The sequence below is a fragment of the Salmonella sp. GDC200615 genome, from assembly GCF_050574145.1.
In the GTDB taxonomy this organism is placed as follows: domain Bacteria; phylum Pseudomonadota; class Gammaproteobacteria; order Enterobacterales; family Enterobacteriaceae; genus Salmonella; species Salmonella enterica.
The window spans coordinates 1,565,730-1,591,769 of sequence record NZ_CP192247.1 but is presented as its reverse complement, the minus strand read 5'-3'; the positions used below and the strand labels follow the sequence as shown (position 1 = coordinate 1,591,769).

Below are 26,040 nucleotides of genomic sequence, written 5' to 3'. Positions count from 1 at the left end.
GATGACATCTCCATTGCTTGCGATTGAAAATTTATCGGTAGGTTTCCGTCAGCAACAGCACGTGCGTCCTGTCGTTAACGCCATTTCGTTACAGGTGAACGCCGGGGAAACGCTGGCGCTGGTCGGCGAGTCCGGGTCAGGGAAAAGCGTGACGGCGCTTTCCATTCTGCGTCTTTTGCCTACCCCTCCCGCCGTCTACCTCTCCGGCGATATTCGCTTTCACGGCGAATCATTGCTTCATGCCAGCGAGCAGACGCTACGCGGCGTGCGCGGCAATAAAATCGCCATGATTTTTCAGGAACCGATGGTTTCACTTAACCCGCTGCATACGCTGGAAAAACAGCTCTATGAAGTGCTGTCGCTCCATCGGGGAATGCGTCGGGAGGCGGCAAGGGCGGAGATGATCGGTTGTCTGGATCGGGTCGGTATCCGCCAGGCGAGCCAGCGTCTGCGCGATTATCCGCATCAGCTTTCCGGCGGCGAACGCCAGCGCGTCATGATAGCCATGGCGCTGTTAACACGGCCGGAATTACTGATCGCCGATGAGCCGACCACCGCCCTCGACGTCTCCGTACAGGCGCAGATCTTATCTCTACTGCGGGAACTCCAGCGCGAGCTTAATATGGGATTGCTGTTTATCACCCATAACCTCAGCATTGTAAAAAAACTGGCGGATTCAGTGGCGGTAATGCAACACGGCAAGTGCGTAGAGAACCAACGCGCCGACACGCTGCTCTCCGCGCCGACCCATCCGTACACGCAAAAACTACTCAACAGCGAACCCACAGGCGATCCGGTTCCGCTCCCCGCCGGGCAGGCGCCGTTGCTGGAAGTGGACAAGCTGCGCGTCGCCTTCCCAATCCGCAAAGGCATTCTGAAGCGCGTCGTGGATCATAATGTGGTGGTTAACAATATCAGTTTCACCCTGCATCCAGGCGAAACGCTGGGTCTGGTCGGCGAGTCAGGATCGGGAAAAAGCACCACCGGTCTGGCGCTGTTACGGCTTATCCGCTCCGAAGGCCGCATCGTGTTTGACGGTCAATCGCTGGATACGTTAAACCGCCGCCAGCTTTTACCTGTTCGCCACCGTATCCAGGTCGTATTCCAGGACCCAAACTCATCGCTAAACCCGCGTTTAAACGTGTTGCAAATTATCGAAGAAGGCCTGCGCGTCCACCAGCCTACGCTTTCAGGCGCGCAGCGAGAACAGCAGGTGAAAGCGGTCATGATGGAAGTCGGCCTGGACCCGGAAACGCGGCATCGTTACCCCGCTGAGTTTTCCGGCGGCCAGCGTCAACGTATCGCCGTCGCCAGGGCGCTGATTTTAAAACCGTCGCTTATTATTCTGGATGAACCGACCTCATCGCTGGATAAAACCGTTCAGGCGCAGATTCTTGCCCTCCTGAAATCGCTCCAGCAAAAGCACCGTCTGGCCTATATCTTCATTAGCCACGATCTGCATGTAGTACGCGCGCTGTGCCATCAGGTTATCGTGCTGCGGCAGGGGGAGGTGGTTGAACAGGGGCAATGCGAGCGCGTGTTTACCGCACCGCAACAGGCCTATACGCGTCAGCTACTCGCGTTAAGCTGACGCCTAAAAAGGATTATTGTTAGAAAAAGGTTCCGCTATCGCCACGCCGAAATTTTTCAGCCGACAGGTGGCGGCAAACTCATCCTGACGATTAACGAACAGGCACGGTTCCCCTTCGCACTCCAGCACGGAGCAAGGAACTTCAATATCGCTTAGCGCCTGGCTGAGCTTATGCATCACTGACCACGCGCTATCGCCTGCCGGACTCAACAGTTTAAGCGCCACCAGACTATTCTCGGTGCTCTGCCCGTTTTGCGGAATCGGTTCAACCTTTGACCCCGCAAAACCCGCCGACCAGCGATAGTTTTGCGGCAGACGGTGAACAATTGAGAGCTGTAATGTATTCACTTTCTTTCCCCGGAAGCACAATTACTTCACAATTTGCTTACATTTATATTAACACATCATTGACAACCCGTCCTTAAACAGATTGCTAACGCCCTTCTCTCCGTCAGTGGCTCTACAGCAAGCGGGAGTTAAAATAGTTTTACCGACGCGGAGATAGCGGCGGGCTATATGTACCCGTTTCTGCGATCTAACTCAACCTTTTTAACTACAATGATGTGACTTTTTACATAAATGGATTTTACATAAAATAAACATAAAGGAGGAAAATGATGAATTGGTAATTGATATACATCAACTATGAAAGCCGTTTGGCTTTACCATCGTGTAGCGGATAGCATCCCCCAACGCCGCCTGCGCATTCTTCGGCGCCATTGAGGGACAGCGCGCCCGTCACCGTTTTTTGGGACGGCTGGCGTAGAGATAAAACAGAATGGAACAGGCGGCGCAAAGCGCAATCGACCAGATCATCGGCCACGCACTGGTAAAGGTAGCCAGCGACAGCAACGCGCCGACGATAGCGCCAATACCAAAGCGGAAAGTGCCCGCCAACGAAGACGCCGTTCCGGCCATATGCGGAAACTCATCCAAAATGACCGCCATCGCATTGGACGAAACCATCGACACACAGCCGACAAACGCCGCAACGCCGACCACCAGCGCCCAGAATCCAATGCCCATCAGCGCGCTGAAAACCATCCACACCGCCATCGCAAACTGAATCCATAGCCCGGCCCGAAACATGTTTAGCGCCCCTACCCGTCTGACAAAACGGCTGTTGATAATCGTCATCACAAACAGAAATACGATGTTCAACGCGAAGTAGTAGCCGAAATCCTGCGGCGGAACATGATTAATTTCGATATAAACAAACGGCCCCGCGCTCAAAAAAGAGAACATACCGGCAAAACTAAACCCGCTCGCCAGCATATAGCTCAGTACGCGTTTGTGGCGAAACAACGCGGCAAAGTTACCTATTGTGGTACGAATATGAAAAGGCTGACGCCGCTCAACGGGCAGCGTCTCTTTAATCAGAGCAAAGATCATGACTGACGCCAGAATCGCCGCAATGGCCAGTATCCAGAAGATATAGTGCCAGCTTAACCATACCAACACCCAGCCGCCGACAATGGGCGCCATTAACGGCGCTATCGTAGTGACCAGCATGACAAATGACATCATGCGCGAAAACTCTTCCTTTGGATAAATATCCCGCATCAGCGCATTGATGACGACGCTTGCCGCCGCGGCCGCCAAACCGTGAAAGAAACGCATCACGATCAGTTGATCGATAGTCTGCGCCAACGCACAGGCGACCGCCGCAGCAGCAAATACCAGCGTCCCTCCCAGGATGACCGGCTTACGCCCGAGGCTATCCGCCATCGGTCCATAGATAAGCTGACCCAGCGCAAACCCCAGAATATAGGTACTGAGCGTCATCTGCGCGCTACCGGCAGGCACGCCGAATTGCGCAGAAATCACCGGCAGCGCAGGAAGATACATATCAATCGACAGCGGCATTAACATGGCCAACAGGCCAAGGATAAAGACAATGGCAAAGGAAGAGTGCTGCCGGGTGGTCACATCGAACTCCTGAATTTAACGAGATAGTTAGCCGACGCTGGCGATTTCTTCTTCAGTCAACGGGCGGTACTCGCCGGGAGCCAGATTCTCATCCAGCGTAATGGCGCCAATCCGTTCGCGGTGCAGTTCCACAACGCGATTGCCTACTGCGGCAAACATCCGCTTCACCTGATGATAACGGCCTTCGCTGATGGTCAGACGGACCTGCACAGGCGTTATCACCTCCAGCGTAGCGGGTTTAGTGAGATCTTTTTCATTATGCAACTGCACGCCTTTCGCAAATTGCGCTACCGTATCGTCGGCCACCGGCGACTCCAGGGTCACCAGATAGGTTTTTTCACAGTGATGGCGCGGCGACGTAATGCGGTGCGACCACTGACCGTCATCTGTCATTAACACCAGACCGGTAGTATCGATATCCAGACGTCCTGCGGCATGCAGCTTATACGCCACCGGCTCATCCAGGAAATACAGTACCGTTGGATGATCGGGATCATCGGTTGAACAAACGTATCCCTGCGGCTTGTTAAGCATAAAATAGCGTGGCCCGTGTTGCTGCGCTAAGGGATTGCCGTCATACGCAACCGCATGTTCCGGGAGCAGTTTGAAGGCCGCATTTTTAATGATGTCGCCATCGACGGTAACGCGGTTACCACGAATTTCACGCCCGGCAATAGCGCGGCTGACGCCAAGCTGCTGAGCGATAAATTTATCAAGTCGCATGTGTGTGATTTAGCCTGTAATAATACGGAAATCGGGCATTCTACCCGAAAAAAGGGAATTGCTATCCGCTCAGTATAGCGGGCTAACTATATCCCTCAAGGGAAATGATTCATGGCATACTATTCCCGGAACCGTTTAACGTAGTGAGACCATGATTTTTACACTCCGCCCCTACCAGCAAGAAGCCGTAGACGCCACGCTCAGCCACTTTCGCCGCCACCGTACACCCGCCGTGATTGTTCTGCCGACCGGCGCAGGTAAAAGCCTGGTGATCGCCGAACTGGCGCGCGTCGCCCGCGGACGGGTACTGGTGCTGGCGCATGTGAAAGAGCTGGTCGCGCAGAACCACGCCAAATATTGCGCGCTGGGGCTGGAAGCAGATATTTTCGCCGCCGGACTCAAACGTAAAGAGAGTCAGGGCAAAGTCGTGTTCGGCAGCGTACAGTCGGTGGCGCGTAATCTTGACGCCTTCCAGGAGGAGTTTTCGCTGTTGATTGTCGATGAATGCCACCGCATCGGTGACGATGAAGACAGTCAGTATCAGCAAATCCTCACTCACCTGAGTAAAGTTAATCCTCACTTACGTCTGCTTGGGCTAACCGCCACGCCCTTCCGCCTCGGAAAAGGCTGGATTTATCAATTTCATTACCACGGTATGGTGCGCGGCAACGACAACGCGCTGTTTCGCGACTGTATTTATGAACTGCCGCTGCGCTATATGATTAAACACGGCTATCTGACGCCGCCTGAGCGGCTTGATATGCCAGTGGTCCAATACGATTTCAGCCGCCTGCAGGCCCAAAGCAATGGGCTGTTCAGCGAAGCCGACCTGAACCGTGAGCTGAAAAAGCAGCAGCGGATTACGCCGCACATCATCAGCCAGATTATGGAATTTGCGCAAACGCGCAAAGGCGTGATGATTTTCGCCGCCACGGTCGAACATGCGAAAGAGATTGTCGGTCTGCTTCCGGCGGACGACGCGGCGCTGATTACCGGCGATACGCCAGGGCCCGAGCGCGACGCGCTGATTGATAATTTCAAGGCGCAGCGTTTTCGCTATCTGGTTAACGTCTCGGTGCTGACCACCGGCTTTGACGCCCCACACGTTGATCTCATCGCGATTCTACGTCCCACCGAGTCAGTTAGTCTTTACCAACAAATTGTCGGGCGTGGTCTGCGCCTTGCGCCGGGAAAGACCGATTGCCTGATTCTTGATTACGCAGGCAACCCGCACGACCTGTATGCCCCGGAGGTCGGTAGCCCGAAGGGAAAAAGCGATAACGTCCCTGTCCAGGTATTTTGCCCGGCCTGCGGCTTTGCCAACACCTTCTGGGGGAAAACCACTGCCGACGGCACGCTGATTGAACACTTTGGCCGTCGCTGCCAGGGCTGGTTTGACGATGACGACGGCCATCGCGAGCAGTGCGATTTTCGCTTTCGCTTCAAAAACTGCCCGCAGTGTAATGCCGAAAACGATATTGCCGCCCGACGCTGCCGGGAATGTGACGCTATTCTGGTCGACCCGGACGATATGTTAAAAGCGGCGCTCAGACTCAAGGATGCGTTAGTCCTGCGCTGTAGCGGAATGACGATGCAGCATGGGCAGGATGAGAAAGGCGAATGGCTGAAAATCACTTACTATGACGAGGACGGCGCGGATGTCAGTGAGAGCTTCCGCTTGCACACGCCCGCCCAGCGTACCGCTTTCGAACAGCTATTTATTCGCCCGCATACCCGCACGCCCGGCGTTCCTTTACGCTGGATCACGGCGGCGGATATTGTCGCGCAGCAGGCGCTGTTGCGGCATCCCGATTTTGTGGTCGCGCGGATGAAAGGCCAGTACTGGCAGGTGCGTGAAAAAGTGTTCGACTATGAAGGCCGCTTCCGCCGGGCGCACGAATTACGTGGTTAATCGTACTTTTCATTGATGTAACGGCGATTTGAGTATAGAATCTCGCCCGCCTTTGCATACGCAAAGCAGATCACTTACCTGTTGCTGGGTCGCCTGTAGCAGGAATTATTAAAGAGAGATTTAAATGTTTACTATCAACGCAGAAGTACGTAAAGAGCAGGGTAAGGGTGCGAGCCGCCGCCTGCGCGCCGCTAACAAGTTCCCGGCAATCATCTACGGCGGTTCTGAAGCCCCGATTGCTATCGAACTGGACCACGACCAGGTGATGAACATGCAAGCTAAAGCTGAATTCTACAGCGAAGTTCTGACCCTCGTTGTTGACGGTAAAGAAGTAAAAGTTAAAGCTCAGGCTGTACAGCGTCACGCTTACAAACCGAAGCTGACTCACATCGACTTCGTTCGCGCGTAATCGCCTGGAAGTTGAAGAAAAACCCCGCCCCGGCGGGGTTTTTTATGCGTTTAATTGAATTTGACGACATGCAGAGCAACGAGAAACCACTTTGCTTTTCTGCTTTCTTACACCTCGCCACATTCAATTAGCGCCTCCCCTAATCGAGAATCTGTAGTTTCCGCCGCGGTATTCATACCTTTAAGCCGATTGAATAATGCCCGTTGACGAACGCTGGCACTTTCCGGTTTCCATGGCAAAATTCGTATTGGTATAGTTTGCCCGTCATTCAACGCATCAAATACCTTTTCATTGGTCAGTAAGTCGCCGCAGCTCCATGTCTTGCTATCAAACTGAAAATCAAATAAGACATGGAGCTCCAGTTCATCTACACGCACTTGACGCTTTGCATTATCGATGCGTATTTCCACCTTCTCTTTATGCGTCAAAGTTGCATCAAGATTGAGTCCATACCGTTTCAACTGCCCCTTGTCGTAATAGTAACGTATGCTGGACCAAGTTGATTTAAAAGCAAATCCAGTAATGAATAAACCACTTAACAAGAACAGCGGGCATATGAACAAGCTCAGTAACCAGTTGGCACCATAAGTATAAAACAGTACCAACGAGAGAACGGTGAACACCATGCCGAGCACCAACATCATCAAAAATGCGACAATGTGCGCATACAAAACCTGCCGAAATAAACTGAAATTAACAGGCGGCTTCTGTCGTATTCCTTTACTCACTACGGCGTCCTTTTATGTCGTATGCCTTTATTTCTCGCCCGACGTGCGTCGCTGCAACTGCTCGCGCAGATTCGGCGGCGTCCCTTTGATAGTCAGGGTATCGGTCGCCGGGTCCCAGAAAATCCGCTCGCCCAGTAGCATCGCATCAAAGTTAATCGTTAACCCGCCGCCGCTGCCGGCATATTTGGTTAACTGGCGTAGCGTACTGCGATCTGCCGGGAAGCTCTCTTCCAGCTCATAGCCTTTTTCGGCAGTAAATTCGCTGAAGCTGACTTCACTGACGCCGGAAAGCTCTTTAGACAGCGATTCCAGCTCAATCTCTTCCCCGGCTTGTAACTGCTCGTTGCAGTAGCTGTACACCTGCTGACGCACGTTCTGACGTTCTGCTTTATCCAACTGCGCTTCTGCGGTGAAATCATCCACTGCCTGCAACAGGCCGCGATTCTGCGCTTTGGCGTTCAACCCTTCGCTGGCGCCGAGGAAATCCATAAAGAAGTCAGCGACCTTGCGCCCTACCCGACCTTTGAGAAACGTCAGGTAGCGGGTCGATTGCGGATTAGTTTCCCACTCGGTAAGATCGATACGCGCCACGATATCCGCATGATTGATATCAAGATAATGCGTCGGGTTAATGTCCAGATTTTCATTGACCCGCATACTGCTCAGGTTGTTCAGTACCGTAACCAGCAGATACTCCACCGCCAGGTAACGATAATGGCAGAACAATACAATGCCGCCGTCCGCAAAGGGATATTTCGCCAGTTCGTCACGCAGGCGTCCGGTCGCCGCCCGGCTAAAGGCAAGAAAATCTTCTTCCCCCTGACGTTGCAACCGCAGCGCTTGCGCCAGTTCACTCTCTTCATTAAACAGGCCATACGCCTTATTCTTGGCGCTATAGACCCGATGCAGTTCAGCCACCATCTCGACAACGGTAGTTGTCGGCTCCAGCAATGAATCGCGCAAGACCAGCTCAAGATTTTGCTCATCGCGCTTGATAAGCTGGTGCAGGGCAATCTGGTTGATATCCAGACTCATGATAAACTCTCCTTTAAGACCGGGCGGTATTCAACCACCGCCTGCCGGAAGACGCAAGCAATCGCCCTGTCATTTCAGGCGTTATCCGTAACGCGAATGATTTAGGGGATAAAAATGCAGAAAAAAAACTGTTGCTACGGTAATATGTTGCCCTTTCATGAACAAACAGATTTTGATTTATGCCACAACTCTCCCGCTATAGTGATGAACATGTTGAACAATTGCTGAGCGAACTGCTCAGTGTACTGGAAAAACATAAGGCGCCGACCGATCTTTCCCTGATGGTGCTGGGAAATATGGTCACCAACCTTATCAACACCAGCGTTGCGCCAGCTCAACGCCAGGCGATTGCGAACTCTTTTGCCCGCGCCTTGCAGTCTTCGATTAGCGAAGACAACGCGCACTAAAAAGCCGACTCCGGAGAAACAAGCGACAGGTATGGTAACTCATCGTCAGCGCTACCGTGAAAAAGTCTCCCAGATGGTTAGCTGGGGGCACTGGTTCGCTCTGTTCAATATACTGTTGGCTACGTTGCTCGGCAGCCGTTACCTGTTTGTCGCCGACTGGCCGACAACGCTTGCGGGTCGCATATACTCCTACCTGAGCATTGTCGGGCACTTTAGCTTTCTGGTGTTCGCCACCTATTTGCTTATTCTTTTTCCGCTCACGTTTATCGTGATGTCCCAGCGGCTGATGCGGTTTATATCAGCCATTCTGGCGACCGCGGGTATGACGTTGTTACTTATCGACAGCGAAGTCTTTACCCGTTTTCACCTGCATCTTAATCCCATTGTCTGGGAGCTGGTCATCAACCCTGACCAGAACGAAATGGCGCGCGACTGGCAGCTTATGTTTATTAGCGTGCCGGTTATCTTATTGATTGAGATGCTATTTGCGACATGGAGTTGGCAAAAGCTGCGCAGTCTCACGCGCCGTCGCCATTTCGCAAGGCCGCTTGCGGCATTCTTTTTCGTCTCCTTTATCGCATCGCATCTTATCTACATCTGGGCAGATGCTAATTTTTACCGGCCGATTACCATGCAGCGGGCAAACCTGCCGCTCTCTTATCCGATGACGGCGCGACGTTTTCTTGAAAAACACGGTCTGCTGGATGCGCAGGAATATCAGCGCCGTCTGGTAGAGCAAGGCAATCCGGAAGCGGTCTCCGTTCAGTACCCGCTCAGCAATTTGCACTATCGCGATATGGGCACCGGTCAGAATGTGCTGCTCATTACCGTAGACGGCCTGAACTATTCTCGCTTTGAGAAGCAGATGCCGGAGCTGGCTACATTTGCCGAGCAAAACATCGACTTCACCCGTCATATGAGTTCAGGGAATACCACTGATAACGGTATTTTCGGCCTGTTCTATGGCATATCGCCAGGCTATATGGATGGCGTGTTATCCACCAGAACGCCTGCGGCGCTCATTACCGCGTTGAATCAGCAAGGCTACCAACTGGGACTGTTTTCTTCGGATGGCTTCGCCAGCCCGCTTTATCGTCAGGCATTACTGTCCGATTTCTCGATGCCGGCAGCGCAAACGCAGTCTGATGCGCAAACGGCCAGCCAGTGGATAGACTGGCTTAGGCGCTACGCACAGGAAGATAACCGCTGGTTCTCATGGATATCGTTTAACGGTACTAATATTGATGACAGTAACCAGAAAAATTTTGTTAAGCGTTACGCCAGTGCCGCCAGCGACGTGGATGCGCAAATCAATCGGGTTCTGAACGCGCTGCGAGAGGCCGGTAAATTCGAGAATACTGTCGTGATCATTACCGCAGGACGCGGCATACCGTTGACGCCGGAAGAAAATCGCTTCGACTGGTCGCAAGGTCATCTGCAAGTACCGCTGGTGATCCACTGGCCGGGGACGCCTGCGCAGCGTATTAATGTGCTTACCGATCATACCGATGTGATGACCACGTTGATGCAACGCCTGTTACATGTCAGCACGCCAGCGAACGAATATTCACAGGGCCAGGACATCTTTACCGTTCCACGTCGTCATAACTGGGTAACGGCGGCAGACGGCAGTACGCTGGCAATCACGACGCCGCAAATGACCCTGGTGCTCAATAATAACGGTCATTATCAGACCTATGACTTACACGGCGAGAAGATCAAAGATCAGAAGCCGCAGCTCAGTCTGCTGCTGCAAGTGCTAACAGAAGAGAAACGTTTTATCGCTAACTGATTAATTATAAATCAGTTAGCACCGTTTCCCCTTGCATTCGCGTTGGAAAGAGGTAGTATTAGCACCCACAAGTCGGCACGTAGCGCAGCCTGGTAGCGCACCGTCATGGGGTGTCGGGGGTCGGAGGTTCAAATCCTCTCGTGCCGACCAAAATTCCCCTTAAAAGCCAGCCTGCCAGGGCTGGTTTTTTTATATATCCAATTTGCAAATGGTGAAATGATGGTGAAATAGCTATCGAAGGTCACTGCAAATTGACTTCAAGCTCCCTCCAACGCGAAAAGTTGAACAGATGACTTAAATACATTGATTAGTCATCCTTAACCAGTAGAATCCGCCACGACTGGTAACTATTCAATACACGCACTATCGAACGATCGCCAGTTTGCCGCAGCCCGTTCTTGCATACAATGTGGCTGCGGCACACCATCACATCAGAAATTTGAAAATCAGGGTAAACCTGTCACTTAACCTGAAGCAGGTCTTCATAGCGGGTGGTATATCGGGATGACAGTATGTTTCTCTTCATAGCCCACTGTTGCTGGATACCCTCCCCGGCAAAGTACAGCTTTCCCCAGCCCTTCTTTGCATTCAGGTGATCCAGTACTTCCATCGGCTTCTCGCTACCGGCGCGCGGCGCGTTATCATCGAAAAAGTTTCGCCGCGCCCTGACTGAAGAAGTCTCCCCTATTTCACCTGTACATCATCCGTACTGTCTGATGTTGTTCGTCCGGGAATATCTTTGTCGCACCGCACCTCATTCACCTGGTGCATCAGTTACGACGCCACTGAACGTTCAGATAGCTCCCCAGCATCTCCTCTACAAGAGGTCGCAGGCCATCCAAAAATGTCTTTTTCGCGCTCTCCATCGCTCTTGCTCCGATAGTGCGCTCTGCATCGGTATTACCGACCAGCCCAGACGGTCTCAGCTCTGTGTCAGACAGCATCCGGTACGTTTCCTCATAATCCGATATTTGCTTTTCACGAAGCGCGTTAACGCGTTCCGGCGCTTTGCGCTCCAGCACTCTGTGTAACGGCCCCCACTGCAGTATCCACTCCCTGAACTCGCTTTTTTCAGCGGCTTTCACCTGAAGCTCCGCGTCCTGAAGGTCTGTAACCGTCACGCCGGATACGTCAAAGAAACGCATTTCTGCCGTCACGCTGGTCAGCCCGAGTGATTTCTTCAGCTTATTCTGATACGCCAGCCAGACCTCAATTTCATCAACGAGAGCCAGCGTTCTGACCTTTTCCCGGGCAATCTGTTCCAGTTTTCCCAGACGGAACATCTCACGCCCCGTGGCAACCAGCGCCGCGAGATCGTTATCGTATTGCCCTTTTTCTGCATTATGTACCAGCTGTACGTTCTTCATCTGGTGCAAAAAAATGTGACCCGGTCCTCGCAGCTTGAGGTTGCCTCTGTTGCCATAGCAAAGGTGTTTGCTCTCAACGCCTCATCTTCAGCCAGTTGTGCCAGCCAGGACGATATCTGTGCCTTAAACCCCGCGTCCTTTATGAAGTTTTCCGTCTCACTCAGTCTGTCCAGGAAGAGGCTGAAGGCGTCGGCGTTATCTTCCTGTCCGAACATATGCCATCTGTCTGCAGGAGCCGGTTCCCCCTCCCGGGCAGGCACCAGCCAGTCAGCGGCCGCCAGGTGCAGTGCCCGAGTTTCCCGGGGGGCGGAGGCTCCCGCCATATCGAATTGTATTATGGGGCCTGAATAGCCAGGCGCGCTGGTGATCTCCCGCAGCGCCTGCAAAGTACGTTCAGACAGTGGGTTCCCTTCCAGATTTACGGTTGTCTCTGAAGACAGATGAATGAGACTTTCCGGCAGGCGGGTCAGCTGGTTACGATAGACCGACAGCGACAGTAGTCCTGACGGCAGCATCGGCAGGCTGGTCAGCCGGTTACCAGATACCATCAGCTCCTTCAGTTCTGACGGCAGCACCGGCAGACTGGTCAGCCGGTTACCAGATACAATCAGCTCCTTCAGTCCTGACGGCAACGCCGGCAGGCTGGTCAGCCGATTATTATAGGCCCACAGCTTATATAATTCTGACGGCAGCGTCGGCAGGCTGGCCAGTTGGTTATCAGATACCGACAGCTCCTGTAGCCCTGACGGCAACGTCGGCAGGCTGGTCAGCTGGTTATTATAGGCCCACAGCTTACATAATTCTGACGGCAGCGCCGGCAGGCTGGCCAGTTGGTTATCAGATACCGACAGCTCCTGTAGCCCTGGCGGCAACACCGGCAGGCTGGTCAGTTGATTACCAAAGATCCACAGCTTACATAGTCCTGACGGCAGCGCCGGCAGGTGGGTCAGCGGGTTACTAAAGATCGACAGTTCCAGTAGTCCTGGCGGCAGCACCGGCAGGCTAGTCAGCTGGTTACCAGAGACCTCCAGCGTCCGCAGTTCTGGCGGCAGCGCCGGCAGGTGGGTCAGCGGGTTACTAAAGATCGACAGTTCCAGTAGTCCTGGCGGCAGCACCGGCAGGCTAGTCAGCTGGTTACCAGAGACCTCCAGCGTCCGCAGTTCTGGCGGCAGCGCCGGCAGGCTGGTCAGATTATTATCAGGAATAACCAGTGTGGTAATATGCGCGGGTAAACAGTCTGGCAAGGTGGTAAGACCTGATTCTCCCACGTTAAGCACTGCATTGCCATTATTCAGGCAGGCACGCATTTTCTGTACCACTGCTGCACGGCCGCGTGACTCTTCTGCGGGTGCAGCCCTTCTCCACGCTGACCAGACAGCATCATACTCTGCTGGCGTCTGTGGAGCCGTTGTGGCAGGGAGGAAGGATGTCCTGAATGTCCCGGATGCCCCTTCCGCGTGTCCTGTGCCCTCCTCACCCTGTGCTGTGTCCAGGGTGAGGCGATGTGTTTCACTGTACCCCTGGCAATTTACGGTATAGTTCCCGGCATCATCAAGGGTGACTGACAATATCTCCTGACTGTCTTCATCCAGAATACAGAAGTAATTTTCCCCGTGCTGGCCGGAATGAATGCTTTCCTCCCATCCGGCATACGCGAGCGTCCTGAGCAGTTCAAATCTGCTGACCACATCCTCCCGCGTCGTTCCGGCCGGCGGGTGACAAATCGTCCAGATGCACTCCAGCGCTTCAGTCTGGTGCGTTGAGCAAAAAAATTCCTTCATTTTTTCCCAGGAACTCATTTCAGGGGGGGTATCAGACCAGGCAATACGATAAATGCGGCGATTACTGATGGTGGCGGGAAGACATCCGCTTCCAATATGAAAGGGCATAACAAAAAACCTTTATAAATTTACATATAGTATCTGTCCGGCAGACATCATCTCTTCCTGGTCTTAATTTCACAATAAGGTTATCGGCGGATTCATGGCCGTCCTGACATGGCGGGCTTCAGAAGGTGCAGAAGAAAAATCCGTTATGATGACCGGATGGCGGGACTGTCATTTTACAGCTAAAGTGTCGATTTTTTCAGGGTCGCTTTCCACGATGACCAGATCATCCGGTATCAACGCCCGGGCGTTCAATTTTCGATTCTGCCTGCCTGCACAGCTCTTCCGGCGAATAAACCCTTTGAACGACTTTACCGTCTTTAAACTGCCAGCAGCATGAATATCAGCGCGACGGTTTTCATCCGTATCAGGCAACTCTGCAACGCTCTGGCCAGCAGGCCACAGCCCGGAAACATCACGCGTAATACACGTAATAACATCGTTATCGTCGTAGGTAATTTTCAGCGTGTCTGCTGAAAATAATTGCTGGCACCCATACCAGTCCTGACCATCCTCTGATTTAAGATACGCCGCATCGGCGAATAATGTGTCATCTGGTTCCGGTGCATACGGAATGAAATTTTTAATATTTAAAAACTGTTTGTTCTTTTTATTTTTTTTCCGCTGTCATAATTATTCCTTCTTATACACTTGGGGCTGTCACCCACGTATCACCAACCAGATACTGAATGGGACGTTGTCACCCGAATAGTCATCGCGCCACGCACTCCCATTACCTCAATCACTGCGCCAGCGAGATAGATAGTACCGCAGCCAGTATCCGTGATGATTTTGTTATAAGCGTAAGACCAGGAGCCACGACACATCCAGTAAGGGTGATTGAATGCGCCCTGAGACTCCAGCCAGACGATAAACTCCGCCGTCGTCCACGGATTATCATCACAGCCGATAGTAACTGCGCCATCAAACGCTCGCGCGGCACCGATACGACGCACAAACAAATCCTTGTCCGGAATATCGCCGCCATTCTGTGATTTTTATAATGCATCGGCGGCACGACTTATGGTTTCTCGCAAACCAACGTATTCGATAAGACCGTCAACGCTTTTTCCTGACAGCGCCGTCAGGGTTTCGTCCAGCGGCTGCTTGCCCGCCAGTTTATTCAGTACCGTGGTGGCAAAGTTCGGATCATTTCCCAACGCGTCAGCCAGTTCCTGCAGGGTGTCCAGTGGCTCCAGTACGGAACCAACCAGCGCGGCAATCAGTTTGCGGACAAACTCCGCGTTTGTTGTCTGAAGCCCTTTAGCATCGCCTGGCGGCGTCGGTGTGGTCGGCGTTCCAGTGAATGCCGGGCTGTCCAGCGGCGCTTTGGTCCGTACCTCACCCATAACGGTTTTTACCGCCTTTGGTGTGGCCGCCAGCGCTTCGCTGTCACTGTCCGTGGCACTGCTTAATTTAACGATACCTTTTTTCGTCAGGCTTGCATCTTCCAGGGAAATCACGTCTGCGATATCCTCGGCCCGTTTCGCGGCCTCTTCGGCTCTGGTTGCCAATTCTCCGGCTGCAGCTCTGCTTTGCGCTGCCAGTGATGCGCTGGTATCAGATGCGGCGGCGTGGGTGGATGCCTCCGATGCTGATGACGAGGCGGCTGCCGCCGTTCTGGCTGTGTCAGCCGACGCCGCGCTGGCTGATGCCTCCCCGGCTTTTGTGGTCGCCGTACCTGCGCTGCTCTCCGCAGATACTGCGGATGAAGCTGCCGACCAAAATTCCCCTTGAAAACCAGCCTGTCAGGGCTGGTTTTTTTTATGCCTACAATTAAAAAGTTAGCTGATGCCAGAGACGTTATTTTGCATGAACTGATTTTGCATGAACTGATTGGACACCTTTCCTGTGCAGTGGTCAACGTAAAGTCAATGCAGGCAAATAACGTAAACCATGTTTGTACTAAAACAGAAAAAGCGCATCTACACCCTATGCTGGAAGAAATGTTTGTAGTGGCAGGTAAATGAGTAAGCAATCTGTCGCAGCAATAATAAAACGTTCTGGTAAGGTAAACGGCCTACCACTTCTTTGTCACTAACAATTAGCTTCCCTGTCGCCATAGGGTAGATAACGATCGGCTATTCACAACACGTTTTGTAGACAACGTACGGTGATTAATTACTCCTTCAGCCAGCAACTCGCTAATTGTTATTCAACTTCAGAAATTATAACTAATTGAAGCACCTACAAAATTATGCCCTGAATTTTTATCCGTAAGTGATCCATTCGAGAAATGCCGGATATAAGCTTCTGTAGAAAAAGCCCCAAAGTTCCAGCCAAGAAACGCTTTTTCTCCAAAGGTAAATGCAGAATTGACACGCATATCATCTCGCGACTTAGATTTTATATAAGCCCCCAGACCAATACCGGTATAGATACCAGCGAAATGAACCAGCGCCACATCCTTCGAGATACCCAATACGCCCTGGTTATATTTATTGCAGGGAACGCTGCCAGAATGTTTACTGCAATCATCGCTACCCTTAGCCTTAAATCCTCCTAACTCCAGATTATTTCTTGCCTGTAAAAAGAAAAAATCGCTGGGTTCACTGTATGTCAGAAAAGCCGTATATAAGTGCTCAACCCCTCCTCTTCTTATACTTTCTCCCGCAGCAAAAGAGATCTGATGCTTGTTGCCCTTGCCAAAAAAAACATTATCATTAGCAGAACATGCGAATGCACAAGGTAATAATAGATATATAAATATTCTCTTCATATACACTCCACCACCATTTCAATGTCAATAGTTATTTTTAACCGGCTAACATATTTAAAATTTTCTACGCCACGCTTACGCTCACAGAAACGGCTGATATAGCATCCACACTACGTTCTCCCCTTGAGTCACCCCAACGGGTGCTCAAAACGCCGCGAGTGTTGTTCAGGCACATCCAGGATAAGTTATAAGTGAATGACGCTCATTCCTGACCACATTTTCATTTATGATAAGAATATCATCAGAATCTCTTTATCGCATAAAAATACCTCTGCTATTGACTTAATATTTAATTTAACAGATGTCGCGGTTTATTCGTTCTGCTCAGATGTATTTCATTGACATTAATAAAACCATAAATAAATTCAGTTAAAATAATTTGTTAATAATGACAAGCTTTAGACGCTATGACTTTTAATAAGGAATTTCCTGCCAGTAAAGATAGTCTGGACTTACGGGTGCAATGGCGCAGCAACATATGCCACACTTCTGTTATGTCACATTGTCCGAAAAAAGCGTCCAGACCAGTATTCAACTTCAGGGAGTATTCTGTTTTCTCTCACAACGGGTTGTTTTATCCTTTCTATCGTTCAGCTAATTACTCGCCTGTCACAGGTTTTACTACTTACCCATGCACTAATTAGGGTAAAATTTACGCGCTTGACAATGTGGCAAATCTGGACGATTTCCGCGCTGAAAACAATAATCATTCTAATAAAACTCAGGAGATACAGCATGCCTGAAGTAACACCTTTTCAGGTGCTTATTGTGGACGACCATCCACTTATGCGGCGAGGTATTCGTCAATTACTGGAACTGGACCCGGCTTTTCATGTCGTTGCCGAAGCGGGTGACGGGGCGAGTGCGATCGATCTGGCGAATCGCATTGAGCCCGATCTGATCCTGCTGGATCTGAATATGAAAGGTCTGAGCGGGTTAGATACCCTGAACGCGCTACGCCGGGATGGTGTGACGGCGCAAATTATTATTCTTACCGTCTCGGATTCCGCCAGCGACATCTACGCGCTGATCGACGCCGGCGCCGACGGTTATCTGCTCAAAGATAGCGATCCGGAAGTGCTGCTGGAGGCCATTCGCAAAGGCGCTAACGGCGGTAAAGTCTTTAGCGATCGGGTCAATGAATATCTGCGTGAGCGCGAACGGTTTGGCGCGCAGGAAGATCCCTTTAGTATCCTGACCGAACGAGAGTTAGATGTCTTGCATGAGCTGGCGCAGGGGCTTTCTAACAAACAGATTGCGTCAGTACTGAATATTTCTGAGCAGACGGTTAAGGTGCACATTCGTAATCTACTTCGCAAGCTAAACGTGCGCTCACGCGTCGCGGCGACCATTCTATTTTTACAAACACGCGGAATACAGTAACAAGCCAGGCCCGATGGCGCCGCGCCACCGGGCCGTCAGGGTCTTATTTCTCCTGCGCCAGCCGGATACTGCGCTCTATCACCGCCCGCCGGGCGTCACCCGCCGGCAGCAGTTTCAGCATCATCTCCCAGGCCGCCACCGCCTCGCCAAAACGCTGCTGCTCAAAGGCGCTGAACGCATACAGGCTTAACACCCGGATATCCGTGTGGTCACTTCTCACCAGCTGACGCAGCAGCTCCCCGCCGCGGCGGTTATCCTCCGGGTCGGACGAGCGCGTCAGCGCCTCCGCGTAGCCCAGCGCCGCATCGCTGTTTTTCGGGTCCAGGCGGTAGGCGTTCGCATAGGCCCCGGTGGCGGTACCGGCATTACCCAGTACCATACCGGTGCGCCCCAGCATGAGCCAGCCCTCAACATTGCCGGCATCATTCTGCAGGCGGGTGCGCAGCCCCAGCGCCAGCCGCGCCATCTCCTCTTCATTCAGCGGCTGCGCCGCCGGGTCCAGCGCCCGCGCCAGCAGCCCGGGCGTCTGCGCCGTTGCCTGCTGCCAGGCCCTGACCTGCTGATAGCTGCCGGTCAGGGCGTAGCTGCCGGCGCAGGCGCACCCGCCGGCGCGTGCGGGCAACGATTATCCACCCGCCCGCCACGATGGCGGCCAGCGGCAGCACCCACAGCAGCACCGTCAGCGGGGTCAGCGGCGGGTCGTAGGTGACGAAGTTGCCGTAGCGCGCCACCATGTAATCGATGATTTCCTGGCGGCTCTTCCCCTCCTGCATCAGGTCATACACCCTGCGGCGCATGTCGGTGGCTATCATCGCGTTCGAGTCCGCAATGCTGTTGTTCTGGCATTTCGGGCAGCGCAGCTGCTCCGTGAGCTGGCGGAACTGCTGCTCCTGCGCTTCATCTTTAAACGGCATCACGTCGCTGTCCGATAAACTCAGCGCATACGGGTTGCCCAGTTCCTTTAACCAGGCCACCGCCTTCGCCCGGTCGTCCTTATAGTTCAGCCCGACCACCCGGATACCCTGCGCAGAAAGCTGGTTCAGGTACTGATGCTCGGCGCGGCAGGTCGGGCACCAGGTGGCCCAGACGTTAAGCAGCACCGGTTTCCCCTGCGTCAGCACCTCCGCCTCATAGTACTGACCCGGCGTCTCCAGCGATTCCAGGCGGAACGCCGGCACCGGCTTCCCGGTCAGCGCCGATTCGAGATTCGTCGGGTCATCCCCCTGCGCGTTGCGCGTCAGCTGCCACAGCAGCGCCGCGGCAATCAGCAGAAAAATCAGTAACGGTAATAACAGTACGTTGCGTTTCATCCGGCCTCCGGCAATGGTTTACGGCGGCGGTAGCGCGGGTCCACCAGGCACAGCAGCCCGCCCAGCGCCATCAGCAGCCCCCCGGCCCATATCCAGCGGACAAACGGTTTGTAGTACAGGCGCACAGCCCACGCGCCGTTGTCCAGCTCCTCCCCGAGCGCGGCGTACAGATCGCGGGTCAGCCCGCCGTCAATCGCCGCCTCGGTCATCACCATCCGGCTGGTGTTGTAGAGCCGTTTCTCCGCGTGCAGCACCGCCTCCGGCTCGCCGTGGCGCGTCACCCCGATGAGGGCCACCCCGCCGCGGTAGTTGGGCCCGGTGATGTCCCGCACCTCCCGGAAGGTGAAGCGGTAGTCGTGAATGGTCACGCTGTCGCCCGCCCGCATCCGCACGTCACGCTCCACGCTGTAATTCTGGCTGAAGGCGATGCCGGTAATCGTCACCGCCAGCCCGAGGTGCGCCGCCACCATTCCCCAGTAGCTGAGAGAGGTTTTCGTGCCGCGGGACACGCGCTGTACGGCTTCGGCCACCGCCAGCACCGCAATCCAGCAGGCCATCGCCATCCCCACCGCCGTCATGGCGATGATTTTATCTTCCAGCAGCCACGGCAAAAGTACCGACAGCACCAGGGTAGTGACAACGGCAGCCCACAGCAGTTTCCTGATGTTACGTGGCCGGTCCCGGCCCCAGCGCACCAGCGGCCCCACCCCCAGCAGCAGGGCAAAGGGGACCATCAGCCAGGTGAACATGGTGTTAAAGAACGGCTCCCCCACCGAAATGCTGCCCAGCCCCAGCTGTTTGTGCACCAGCGGCAGCAGGGTACCCAGCAGCACCACCAGCATGGCGGCCATCAGCAGGACGTTGTTGCCGAGCAGCAGCGAGCCGCCGGTGACCAGCACCATAAAGGCGAGGATAAACATTCCGCGCGCCGGGTCGGAGGCGAAGGCGTGCACCGACACCAGCACCCCGGAGCGCACCAGGAAGGTGCCCAGCAGGCACAGCGAGAAGGCGCAGATGGACAGCAGCAGCGTCCACGCCTTAAAGCCGGCGCGCTGTTCGGTGACCGCCAGCGAGTGCAGCAGGGCGGTGCCCGCCAGCCACGGCATAAAGGAGGCGTTCTCCACCGGGTCCCAGAACCACCAGCCGCCCCAGCCCAGCTCGTAGTAGGCCCACGCCGAGCCGAGCACGATGCCCAGCGTCAGGAACACCCACGCCGCCAGCGTCCACGGGCGGGCAAAACGGGTGAACGCGCTGTCCAGACGCCCGCTCAGCAGCGCGGCGATGGCGAAGGCGAAGGCCACCGAGAAGCCGACATAGCCCATGTACAGCAGCGGCGGGTGGAAAATCAGCCCCGGGTCCTGCAGCAGCGGGTTCAGGTCGCGCCCCTCCACCGGAAAGGCCGGCAGCGTGCGGACGAACGGGCCGGAGGTGAACAGGATGAACGCCAGAAAACCGGCGCAGACCATCCCCATCACCGCCAGCACCCGGGCGACGATATCCGCCGGCACCGGCCGGCTGAACACCGCCACCGCCAGGGTCCAGCCGCTCATCAGCAGCACCCACAGCAGCAGCGAGCCCTCGTGCGCCCCCCAGGTGGCGGCCACCCGGTACCACACCGGCAGCTGCGTGTTCGAGTTGCCGGCGACATAGGCCACGGTGAAGTCGTTAACCACAAAGGCGTGCACCAGCACGAAAAACGCGCCCGCCACGCAGATGAACAGCAGCCAGGCGAACACCCCGGCCGACGCCATCATCCGCGCGTCACCGCGCGCCACGCCCCACAGCGGGTAAACGGACAGCAGCAGCGCCACGCCGAGCGCCAGGCACAGCAGCGCGTGGCCGTATTCAGGCATCATGATGAGGTGTCCTTATCAGCGCGTTGCGGGCGGCGGTGGTTTTCCTGCATCGCCTTTTCCACTTCCGGCGGTGTGTAGTTCTCGTCATGCTTGGCCAGCACCTCCTGCGCCAGGACGTGGCTGCCCTTCTCCAGGGTGCCCTGCACCACCACCCCCTGTCCCTCGCGGAACAGGTCCGGCAGTATCCCCTCATAGCTCACCGTCACCGACCCTTCGGCGTCGTAGAGGCTGAAGTTCACCTTCAGCGAGTCCGGGTCGCGCCTGACGCTGCCGGGCATCACCATCCCGCCGACGCGCAGGCGCTGGCCCACCGCCGGCAGCTGCTGCGTCTCGCGCTTGCCGTAGAGGATTTCGCCGGGGGTATAGAACAGGTCGATATTCGCGCGCAGCGCGTACAGGACCAGGGCGGTGGTCAGCGCCAGCAGCACCAGCGGCGCCACGGTCATCGCCACCGCCAGCCAGACAAAAAAGGCGTACCCGCCCATGGCGAAAAAATCGCTCCACGATGAAAATGCCGGACTCACCGGTGCCCCCTTTTCAGTATCAGTTCGCTCACCCACGGGCGGCGTTTTTCCATCAGTAAAATCAGGTTGCGCATCCGCATCAGCGCCAGCGTCATAAAGAGCAGCAGGAAGCCGGCGATGGCCCAGCGCAGCGGCGAGCGCATCGCCGGGTCGATACTCTGCTGCATCCGCGTCGAGCCCTGGTGCAGGGTGTTCCACCACTCGACGGAATAGTGGATAACCGGCAGGTTCACCACGCCGACCAGCACCAGAATGCCCGCCGCGCGCCCGGCCATTTTACGGTCGTCAAAGGCGTGCCACAGGGCGATGACCCCGGCGTAGAGAAACAGCAGCACCAGCTCCGAGGTCAGGCGCGCGTCCCACACCCACCAGGTGCCCCACATCGGTTTGCCCCACGCCGCGCCGGTGACCAGCGCGATGAAGGTGTACACCGCCCCCACCGGCGCCATCGCCGCGACGGCAAGGCTGGCCATTTTCATCTGCCAGACCAGCCCGGTGAACGCCGCCACCGCCATCGCCGCATAGATACCCATCGACCAGATGGCCGCCGGGACATGCAGGTACATAATGCGGTAGCTCTCCCCCTGCTGGTAGTCCGCCGGGGCGAAACCAAAGCCCCGGACCCAGCCGGTGGCCAGCGCGATGATGCCGGCTGCCGCCAGCCACGGCACGAGCCTGCCGCAAATCTGATACAGCCGGGGCGGCGCCGCCAGCTGATGAAGGGTTTTCCACATCGTTGTCACCTGACCTCCTGAAACCAGTAAAATGTCCGTCGCGCCGGGGCGCTACTGCACGCTGAGGCGCAGCGCCGCCGCGGTGGCGAACGGGCTTAACGTCGCGCTGCCCGCCAGCAGCGCCCCCAGCACCGCCAGATAGCCGTCAACGGGTAAATGCATCGATGCCGCGTCCATCGCCGCGGTGGCGAAAATCAGCACCGGGACACTCAGCGGCAGCACCAGAATGCCCAGCAGGACGCCGCCGCGCCGCAGGCCGGCCGTCAGCGCGACGCCCGGCGCGGCGAGAAACCCCAGCGCCGGCGTGCCGAGCAGCAGCGTCAGCGCCATGATTTTCCAGCCGTACACGTCCATCCCCAGCAGCAGCGCCACCAGCGGGGAGAGCATCATCAGCGGCAGGCCGGTCACCGCCCAGTGGGCCAGCACCTTCGCCAGCACCACCGCCGGCAGCGGCACCGGCAGCAGCATCAGCTGCTCCAGGCTGCCGTCCTGCAGGTCGTCGCGAAACAGCCGCTCCAGCGCCAGCAGCGAGGCCAGCAGCGCCGCCACCTGGATGATGCCCGGCGCGATACGCGCCAGCAGCTGCGGCTGCGGCCCGACGCTTAACGGAAACAGGGTGATGACCATCAGGAAGAACCACAGCGGGCCGGCGATGTCCGCGCCGTGGCGGAACGCCACGCGCAGCTCGAGACAGAAGACACGCCACATCACAGCCCGGCCCCCCCGCCGGTCAGCGCCAGGCGGCGGACGGTGTCCGCGGCCCCCGGCAGCGGCTGGTGGGTGGTGAGAATGACCATCCCGCCCTGCCAGTACACCTCCCCGCCGTCCGGGCGCGCCAGCCCGGTCAGCAGGCGCAGCAGGGTGGTTTTTCCGGCGCCGTTGCCGCCGGTGACCTGCACCCACTCCCCGGCTTCCACGGTGAACGACAGCCCGCGAAACAGCGTCCTCTCGTCCCGTTCGCAGTGCAGATCTCTGGCTTCAAGCATTCCCACTCATCAACGTCCTGTCAGAAACCTGGTTTAACATCACGCATATCCGGCAGTTTATGCGCGATCCCTTTGTGGCAATCGATACAGGTCTGTCCGTCTTTTACCGCCTGATCGTGCATTTTCGCCGCGACGCCTTTTTGCGCGGTCAGATCCATAAAGTCGAAATTGTGGCAGTTACGGCATTCCTGCGAGTTGTTGTCTTTCATGCGCCGCCACTCATTTTGTGCCATTGTCAGGCGATGAGCTTCAAATTTCTGCGGTGTATCTATCAGCCCAAATACCTTCGCATACAGCTCTTTACTGGCTTTGATCTTACGGATCATCTTCGGCCCCCACTCATGCGGCACATGGCAGTCAGGACAGGTGGCACGAACGCCACTACGGTTGTTGTAGTGGACGGTTTCCATATACTCCTCATACACCGTGTTGCGCATTTCATGGCAGCTAATACAAAACTCTTCGGTGTTAGCCTTTTCCATTCCGGTATTGAAGCCGCCCCAGAAGATGATGCCGCCGATAAAACCGATTAACAGCAGCGTCCCCAGCGCCAGGCGGCTGGGGCTGCGCCACCATCGCCAGACGCGCTTTATCCAGCCGGGTTTACGGTTAGAATTTTCCATAATGACCTCTTATTTCCCGTAACCTTGCGAGGGGGTAAAGGTATTGTCGATAATCGGCGCGGTATCAGACTGCGGTACGTGGCACTGCAGGCAGAAATAACGACGCGGCGCGACGTTGCCCGACACTTTACCGTCACTGTCCATAAAGTGCGTCGGGCTGATACGCGGCGCGCCCGTCGTACGATAACTTTCCACGCCGTGGCATTGCAGACAGCGGTTGGTATTGGTCGTCACCTGGTAGCCCTCGACGCTGTGCGGGATCATCGGTGGCTGGTTGACGTAATTTAGCGGCATACGCTCCTGCTCTTTCGGCATACGAATCGCCCCTTCCTGCGTCCCGGATACTTCCGGCGACTGGCTCAGGTCCACTCCGTTTGCCGCCCAAACCGCACCACTTACCACCAGGGCAAGCGTGGCCATCCATTGACACAGCGCTTTCATCAGGTCATGGCTTTTCATTGTTTCGCTCCCGAACTCCATCGCATTTACACTTCATCCTTCGAGCTGCCTCTTTGTTGGCTGCGCTCCAAAATCCCAGTCGCATCGTTATCTATGCCCCTGGGGATTTCCTCGCTTACCGCCGCGATGCATCCCGAATGATGTTATGTATCGTTATTGTAAAAACATCCTCAGAACAGACATCCACGCAGCGGCCGCAGGTCATGCAGTCGCGGTGGGTGACCTGCGCCGGGCTTTGCTCATCCAGCACCGGCGCACGTAGCACATGCGGTTCCGGGCAAACATGAAAACAATCCATACAGCGATTACATTTTTCACGTTTTTTGGCCGTCACGGTCACTACGCCTTTACTGCCCAGCACGCCATACAGCGCGCCCATCGGGCAAATATGGCCGCACCAACCGTGCTCAACGACTAATAAATCAAATAAAAACAAAGCAATAATCAGCAACGCGCCGCTACTAAATCCCATAACCAGACTACGGCCTAACAGCGACACGGGATTAATCCATTCCCACAGCAGCGTGCCGGTCAACGCCGAACCGATTAACACCACCACCAGAAGGACGTACCGTATATGGCGTGGAATCGTCGCAGACTGGTTCAGGTCAAATTTCCTGCGCATCCAGTTAGCCAAATCGGTAACGGGGTTTAGCGGGCAAACCCAACTGCAAAATAGTCGCTTTCCCGCCAGCGCATACAGCACAGCGATAATCACTGCTCCCGTCAGCGCCACGGCAGCGGGAAGATGTCCACTGGCGAGACTTTCCAGGGTAATCAGCGGATCGGTCAACGGGAGGGTATCGAACAGCAAACTACTGCTGTAGTTGCCATGCAAAACCCAAAAGCCCAGCCACGGGCCGCTGAGAAACATCCCCAGCACCATAAACTGGCTGATACGGCGTAACACCAGCCAGCGGTGGCTACGCCACCAGCCTTTTTTCGCCCGCGCTTCTCGCCCGGCGTCGCGTTTACGATTTGCCATCTTTCCCCTCCAGCCAGCCGAAGCGGTAATGGTGTCCTAACTCCCCTTTCGCCAATGACAACGGCAACACTTTTATCGCTGGTTGCTCCAGTACGCAGACTTTTTCGCATTTGCCGCAGCCGGTACAGGCGTCGCTGTGTACGGTGGGCAGAAAGCGCGCATGTTTGCCGGTGCGCATGTTGCGATCCAGCTCCAGCGTGATGGCCTCATCGATTTTCGGGCATTCGCGGTAACAAACGTCGCAGCGCAGCCCCTGAAAGTTGAGGCAGTTTTCCTGATCCAGCAGCACCGCCAGCCCCATGCGCGAGTCATCAATGGAGGCGATATCTTTATTCAGCGCCCCGCTGGGGCAGACTTTGGCGCACGGAATGTCTTCACACATTTCGCAGGGGATGTCGCGAGCGACGAAATAGGGCGTGCCTGCCGATAGCCCGGAGGCCAGCGTCGCCAGTTTTAGCGTTTCGTATGGACACGCCTGAACGCACTGCCCGCAGCGCACACAGGCGCTGGCGAAGACATTTTCATTCAGCGCGCCAGGCGGACGCAGCCGCACGCCCGATGCGCGCGCGGTTTGCTGTTGCAAGCCCAGCGCCACGCCAACCGCCGCCAGCCCGCCCGCAGTGCGCACAACATCACGCAGGAAGCGGCGGCGGCCATTTTGGGGTTTCGCTGTACGGGACAT

The 26,040-nt window shown here is 55.4% G+C and carries 25 protein-coding genes, 1 tRNA gene and 5 pseudogenes; 9 read left to right on the top strand and 22 right to left on the bottom strand.

Annotation, left to right across the window (positions count from 1 at the left end; all coding sequences use genetic code 11):
* The first annotated feature begins 1 nt into the window (after position 1).
* Positions 2–1,591, top strand: a complete 1,590-nt coding sequence (yejF, locus tag ACQ29O_RS07385) for a microcin C ABC transporter ATP-binding protein YejF (RefSeq protein ID WP_000203612.1) — start codon at positions 2–4, stop codon at positions 1,589–1,591.
* A 3-nt stretch (positions 1,592–1,594) separates the two neighbouring features.
* Here yejF and ACQ29O_RS07380 read toward each other — a convergent pair whose 3' ends face one another.
* The 3 genes from ACQ29O_RS07380 to rsuA form a co-directional block, all read right to left on the bottom strand.
* A complete protein-coding gene (locus tag ACQ29O_RS07380) occupies positions 1,595–1,939 on the bottom strand; it encodes a YejG family protein (protein WP_001094639.1) in 345 nt (114 codons plus the stop codon).
* A gap of 390 nt (positions 1,940–2,329) precedes the next feature.
* Positions 2,330–3,520: a Bcr/CflA family multidrug efflux MFS transporter gene (locus tag ACQ29O_RS07375; RefSeq protein WP_000213349.1), complete on the bottom strand. Its 1,191-nt coding sequence runs from the start codon at positions 3,518–3,520 to the stop codon at positions 2,330–2,332.
* Between the two features lie 27 nt (positions 3,521–3,547).
* Complete coding sequence (gene rsuA / locus ACQ29O_RS07370) at positions 3,548–4,243, bottom strand: 16S rRNA pseudouridine(516) synthase RsuA (RefSeq protein ID WP_001234841.1); 696 nt, start codon at positions 4,241–4,243, stop codon at positions 3,548–3,550.
* Between the two features lie 151 nt (positions 4,244–4,394).
* Here rsuA and ACQ29O_RS07365 point away from each other — a divergent pair, with 151 nt between their 5' ends.
* Both ACQ29O_RS07365 and rplY read left to right on the top strand, forming a co-directional pair.
* Entirely contained in the window at positions 4,395–6,155 is a 1,761-nt protein-coding gene (locus ACQ29O_RS07365; RefSeq protein ID WP_000578116.1) for a DEAD/DEAH box helicase, read from the top strand.
* Positions 6,156–6,279: 124 nt separating this feature from the next.
* Positions 6,280–6,564: a 50S ribosomal protein L25 gene (gene rplY / locus ACQ29O_RS07360; RefSeq protein WP_000494192.1), complete on the top strand. Its 285-nt coding sequence runs from the start codon at positions 6,280–6,282 to the stop codon at positions 6,562–6,564.
* A gap of 107 nt (positions 6,565–6,671) precedes the next feature.
* On the opposite strand, the gene ACQ29O_RS07355 is transcribed toward rplY, so the two are convergent.
* Positions 6,672–7,292, bottom strand: coding sequence for a hypothetical protein (locus ACQ29O_RS07355; RefSeq protein ID WP_000033431.1), 621 nt, complete (start codon positions 7,290–7,292; stop codon positions 6,672–6,674).
* Positions 7,293–7,319: 27 nt separating this feature from the next.
* Positions 7,320–8,327, bottom strand: a complete 1,008-nt coding sequence (gene yejK / locus ACQ29O_RS07350) for a nucleoid-associated protein YejK (RefSeq protein ID WP_000050807.1) — start codon at positions 8,325–8,327, stop codon at positions 7,320–7,322.
* A gap of 179 nt (positions 8,328–8,506) precedes the next feature.
* On the opposite strand from yejK, the gene ACQ29O_RS07345 reads away from it, so the two are divergent.
* The 3 genes from ACQ29O_RS07345 to ACQ29O_RS07335 all read left to right on the top strand — a co-directional run bounded on the left by ACQ29O_RS07345 (position 8,507) and on the right by ACQ29O_RS07335 (position 10,676).
* Positions 8,507–8,734 (top strand): YejL family protein, encoded by a 228-nt coding sequence (locus ACQ29O_RS07345; RefSeq protein ID WP_001135904.1) that lies wholly within the window; start codon positions 8,507–8,509, stop codon positions 8,732–8,734.
* Between the two features lie 31 nt (positions 8,735–8,765).
* Positions 8,766–10,526, top strand: a complete 1,761-nt coding sequence (gene yejM / locus ACQ29O_RS07340; RefSeq protein ID WP_000256146.1) for an LPS biosynthesis-modulating metalloenzyme YejM — start codon at positions 8,766–8,768, stop codon at positions 10,524–10,526.
* Positions 10,527–10,599: 73 nt separating this feature from the next.
* Positions 10,600–10,676, top strand: a tRNA-Pro gene (locus ACQ29O_RS07335).
* Between the two features lie 310 nt (positions 10,677–10,986).
* Here the strand turns inward: ACQ29O_RS07335 and ACQ29O_RS07330 are convergent.
* The 5 genes and pseudogenes from ACQ29O_RS07330 to ACQ29O_RS07310 form a co-directional block, all read right to left on the bottom strand.
* Positions 10,987–11,209, bottom strand: a pseudogene (locus ACQ29O_RS07330) (DUF4113 domain-containing protein); the annotation flags it as partial.
* An 87-nt stretch (positions 11,210–11,296) separates the two neighbouring features.
* Positions 11,297–13,782, bottom strand: a pseudogene (sspH2, locus tag ACQ29O_RS07325) (type III secretion system effector E3 ubiquitin transferase SspH2).
* Positions 13,783–13,950: 168 nt separating this feature from the next.
* Positions 13,951–14,154: a tail protein gene (locus ACQ29O_RS07320; protein WP_001113462.1), complete on the bottom strand. Its 204-nt coding sequence runs from the start codon at positions 14,152–14,154 to the stop codon at positions 13,951–13,953.
* Positions 14,155–14,450: 296 nt separating this feature from the next.
* Positions 14,451–14,735, bottom strand: coding sequence for a hypothetical protein (locus tag ACQ29O_RS07315; protein ID WP_001252692.1), 285 nt, complete (start codon positions 14,733–14,735; stop codon positions 14,451–14,453).
* Positions 14,718–15,398 (bottom strand): annotated as a pseudogene (locus tag ACQ29O_RS07310) (phage tail protein); the annotation flags it as partial. The gene ACQ29O_RS07315 and the pseudogene ACQ29O_RS07310, both read right to left, overlap by 18 nt.
* Between ACQ29O_RS07310 and ACQ29O_RS07305 the strand changes: the two are divergent.
* Positions 15,358–15,516, top strand: a complete 159-nt coding sequence (locus tag ACQ29O_RS07305) for a hypothetical protein (RefSeq protein ID WP_001576229.1) — start codon at positions 15,358–15,360, stop codon at positions 15,514–15,516. The pseudogene ACQ29O_RS07310 and the gene ACQ29O_RS07305 overlap by 41 nt on opposite strands.
* A 29-nt stretch (positions 15,517–15,545) precedes the next feature.
* Positions 15,546–15,749: a DinI-like family protein gene (locus tag ACQ29O_RS07300; protein WP_001576231.1), complete on the top strand. Its 204-nt coding sequence runs from the start codon at positions 15,546–15,548 to the stop codon at positions 15,747–15,749.
* A 191-nt stretch (positions 15,750–15,940) separates the two neighbouring features.
* On the opposite strand, the gene pagL is transcribed toward ACQ29O_RS07300, so the two are convergent.
* Positions 15,941–16,504 carry a lipid A 3-O-deacylase PagL gene (gene pagL, locus ACQ29O_RS07295; RefSeq protein WP_000281877.1) on the bottom strand — a complete coding sequence of 188 codons (564 nt, stop codon included), beginning with the start codon at positions 16,502–16,504 and terminating at the stop codon, positions 15,941–15,943.
* A gap of 729 nt (positions 16,505–17,233) precedes the next feature.
* Between pagL and narP the strand changes: the two genes are divergently transcribed.
* Complete coding sequence (gene narP / locus ACQ29O_RS07290) at positions 17,234–17,881, top strand: nitrate/nitrite response regulator protein NarP (RefSeq protein ID WP_001115497.1); 648 nt, start codon at positions 17,234–17,236, stop codon at positions 17,879–17,881.
* Positions 17,882–17,924: 43 nt separating this feature from the next.
* Here narP and ACQ29O_RS07285 read toward each other — a convergent pair.
* The 11 genes and pseudogenes from ACQ29O_RS07285 to napG form a co-directional block, all read right to left on the bottom strand.
* A pseudogene (locus ACQ29O_RS07285) lies at positions 17,925–18,819 on the bottom strand (cytochrome c-type biogenesis protein CcmH).
* Positions 18,793–19,191, bottom strand: a pseudogene (locus tag ACQ29O_RS07280) (DsbE family thiol:disulfide interchange protein); the annotation flags it as partial. The pseudogenes ACQ29O_RS07280 and ACQ29O_RS07285, both read right to left, overlap by 27 nt.
* A complete protein-coding gene (locus ACQ29O_RS07275) occupies positions 19,188–21,047 on the bottom strand; it encodes a heme lyase CcmF/NrfE family subunit (protein WP_045161901.1) in 1,860 nt (619 codons plus the stop codon). The pseudogene ACQ29O_RS07280 and the gene ACQ29O_RS07275, both read right to left, overlap by 4 nt.
* On the bottom strand, positions 21,044–21,532 hold the full coding sequence (ccmE, locus tag ACQ29O_RS07270; protein WP_045162167.1) for a cytochrome c maturation protein CcmE: 489 nt from the start codon (positions 21,530–21,532) through the stop codon (positions 21,044–21,046). Before ccmE ends, ACQ29O_RS07275 begins: the two co-directional genes overlap by 4 nt.
* Positions 21,533–21,567: 35 nt before the next feature.
* Positions 21,568–22,305, bottom strand: coding sequence for a heme ABC transporter permease (locus ACQ29O_RS07265; RefSeq protein WP_000266002.1), 738 nt, complete (start codon positions 22,303–22,305; stop codon positions 21,568–21,570).
* A 51-nt stretch (positions 22,306–22,356) separates the two neighbouring features.
* The gene (ccmB, locus tag ACQ29O_RS07260) at positions 22,357–23,016 is read right to left on the bottom strand and encodes a heme exporter protein CcmB (protein WP_000990039.1); all 660 of its coding nucleotides are present in this window, start codon (positions 23,014–23,016) and stop codon (positions 22,357–22,359) included.
* Positions 23,013–23,291: an ATP-binding cassette domain-containing protein gene (locus tag ACQ29O_RS07255; protein ID WP_001746990.1), complete on the bottom strand. Its 279-nt coding sequence runs from the start codon at positions 23,289–23,291 to the stop codon at positions 23,013–23,015. Before ACQ29O_RS07255 ends, ccmB begins: the two co-directional genes overlap by 4 nt.
* 20 nt (positions 23,292–23,311) lie before the next feature.
* A complete protein-coding gene (napC, locus tag ACQ29O_RS07250; protein WP_000431778.1) occupies positions 23,312–23,914 on the bottom strand; it encodes a cytochrome c-type protein NapC in 603 nt (200 codons plus the stop codon).
* Positions 23,915–23,923: 9 nt separating this feature from the next.
* Entirely contained in the window at positions 23,924–24,373 is a 450-nt protein-coding gene (gene napB, locus ACQ29O_RS07245) for a nitrate reductase cytochrome c-type subunit (protein ID WP_000835182.1), read from the bottom strand.
* A 115-nt stretch (positions 24,374–24,488) separates the two neighbouring features.
* Positions 24,489–25,358, bottom strand: coding sequence for a quinol dehydrogenase ferredoxin subunit NapH (gene napH / locus ACQ29O_RS07240; RefSeq protein ID WP_000013525.1), 870 nt, complete (start codon positions 25,356–25,358; stop codon positions 24,489–24,491).
* On the bottom strand, positions 25,345–26,040 hold the full coding sequence (gene napG, locus ACQ29O_RS07235) for a ferredoxin-type protein NapG (protein WP_000091674.1): 696 nt from the start codon (positions 26,038–26,040) through the stop codon (positions 25,345–25,347). Before napG ends, napH begins: the two co-directional genes overlap by 14 nt.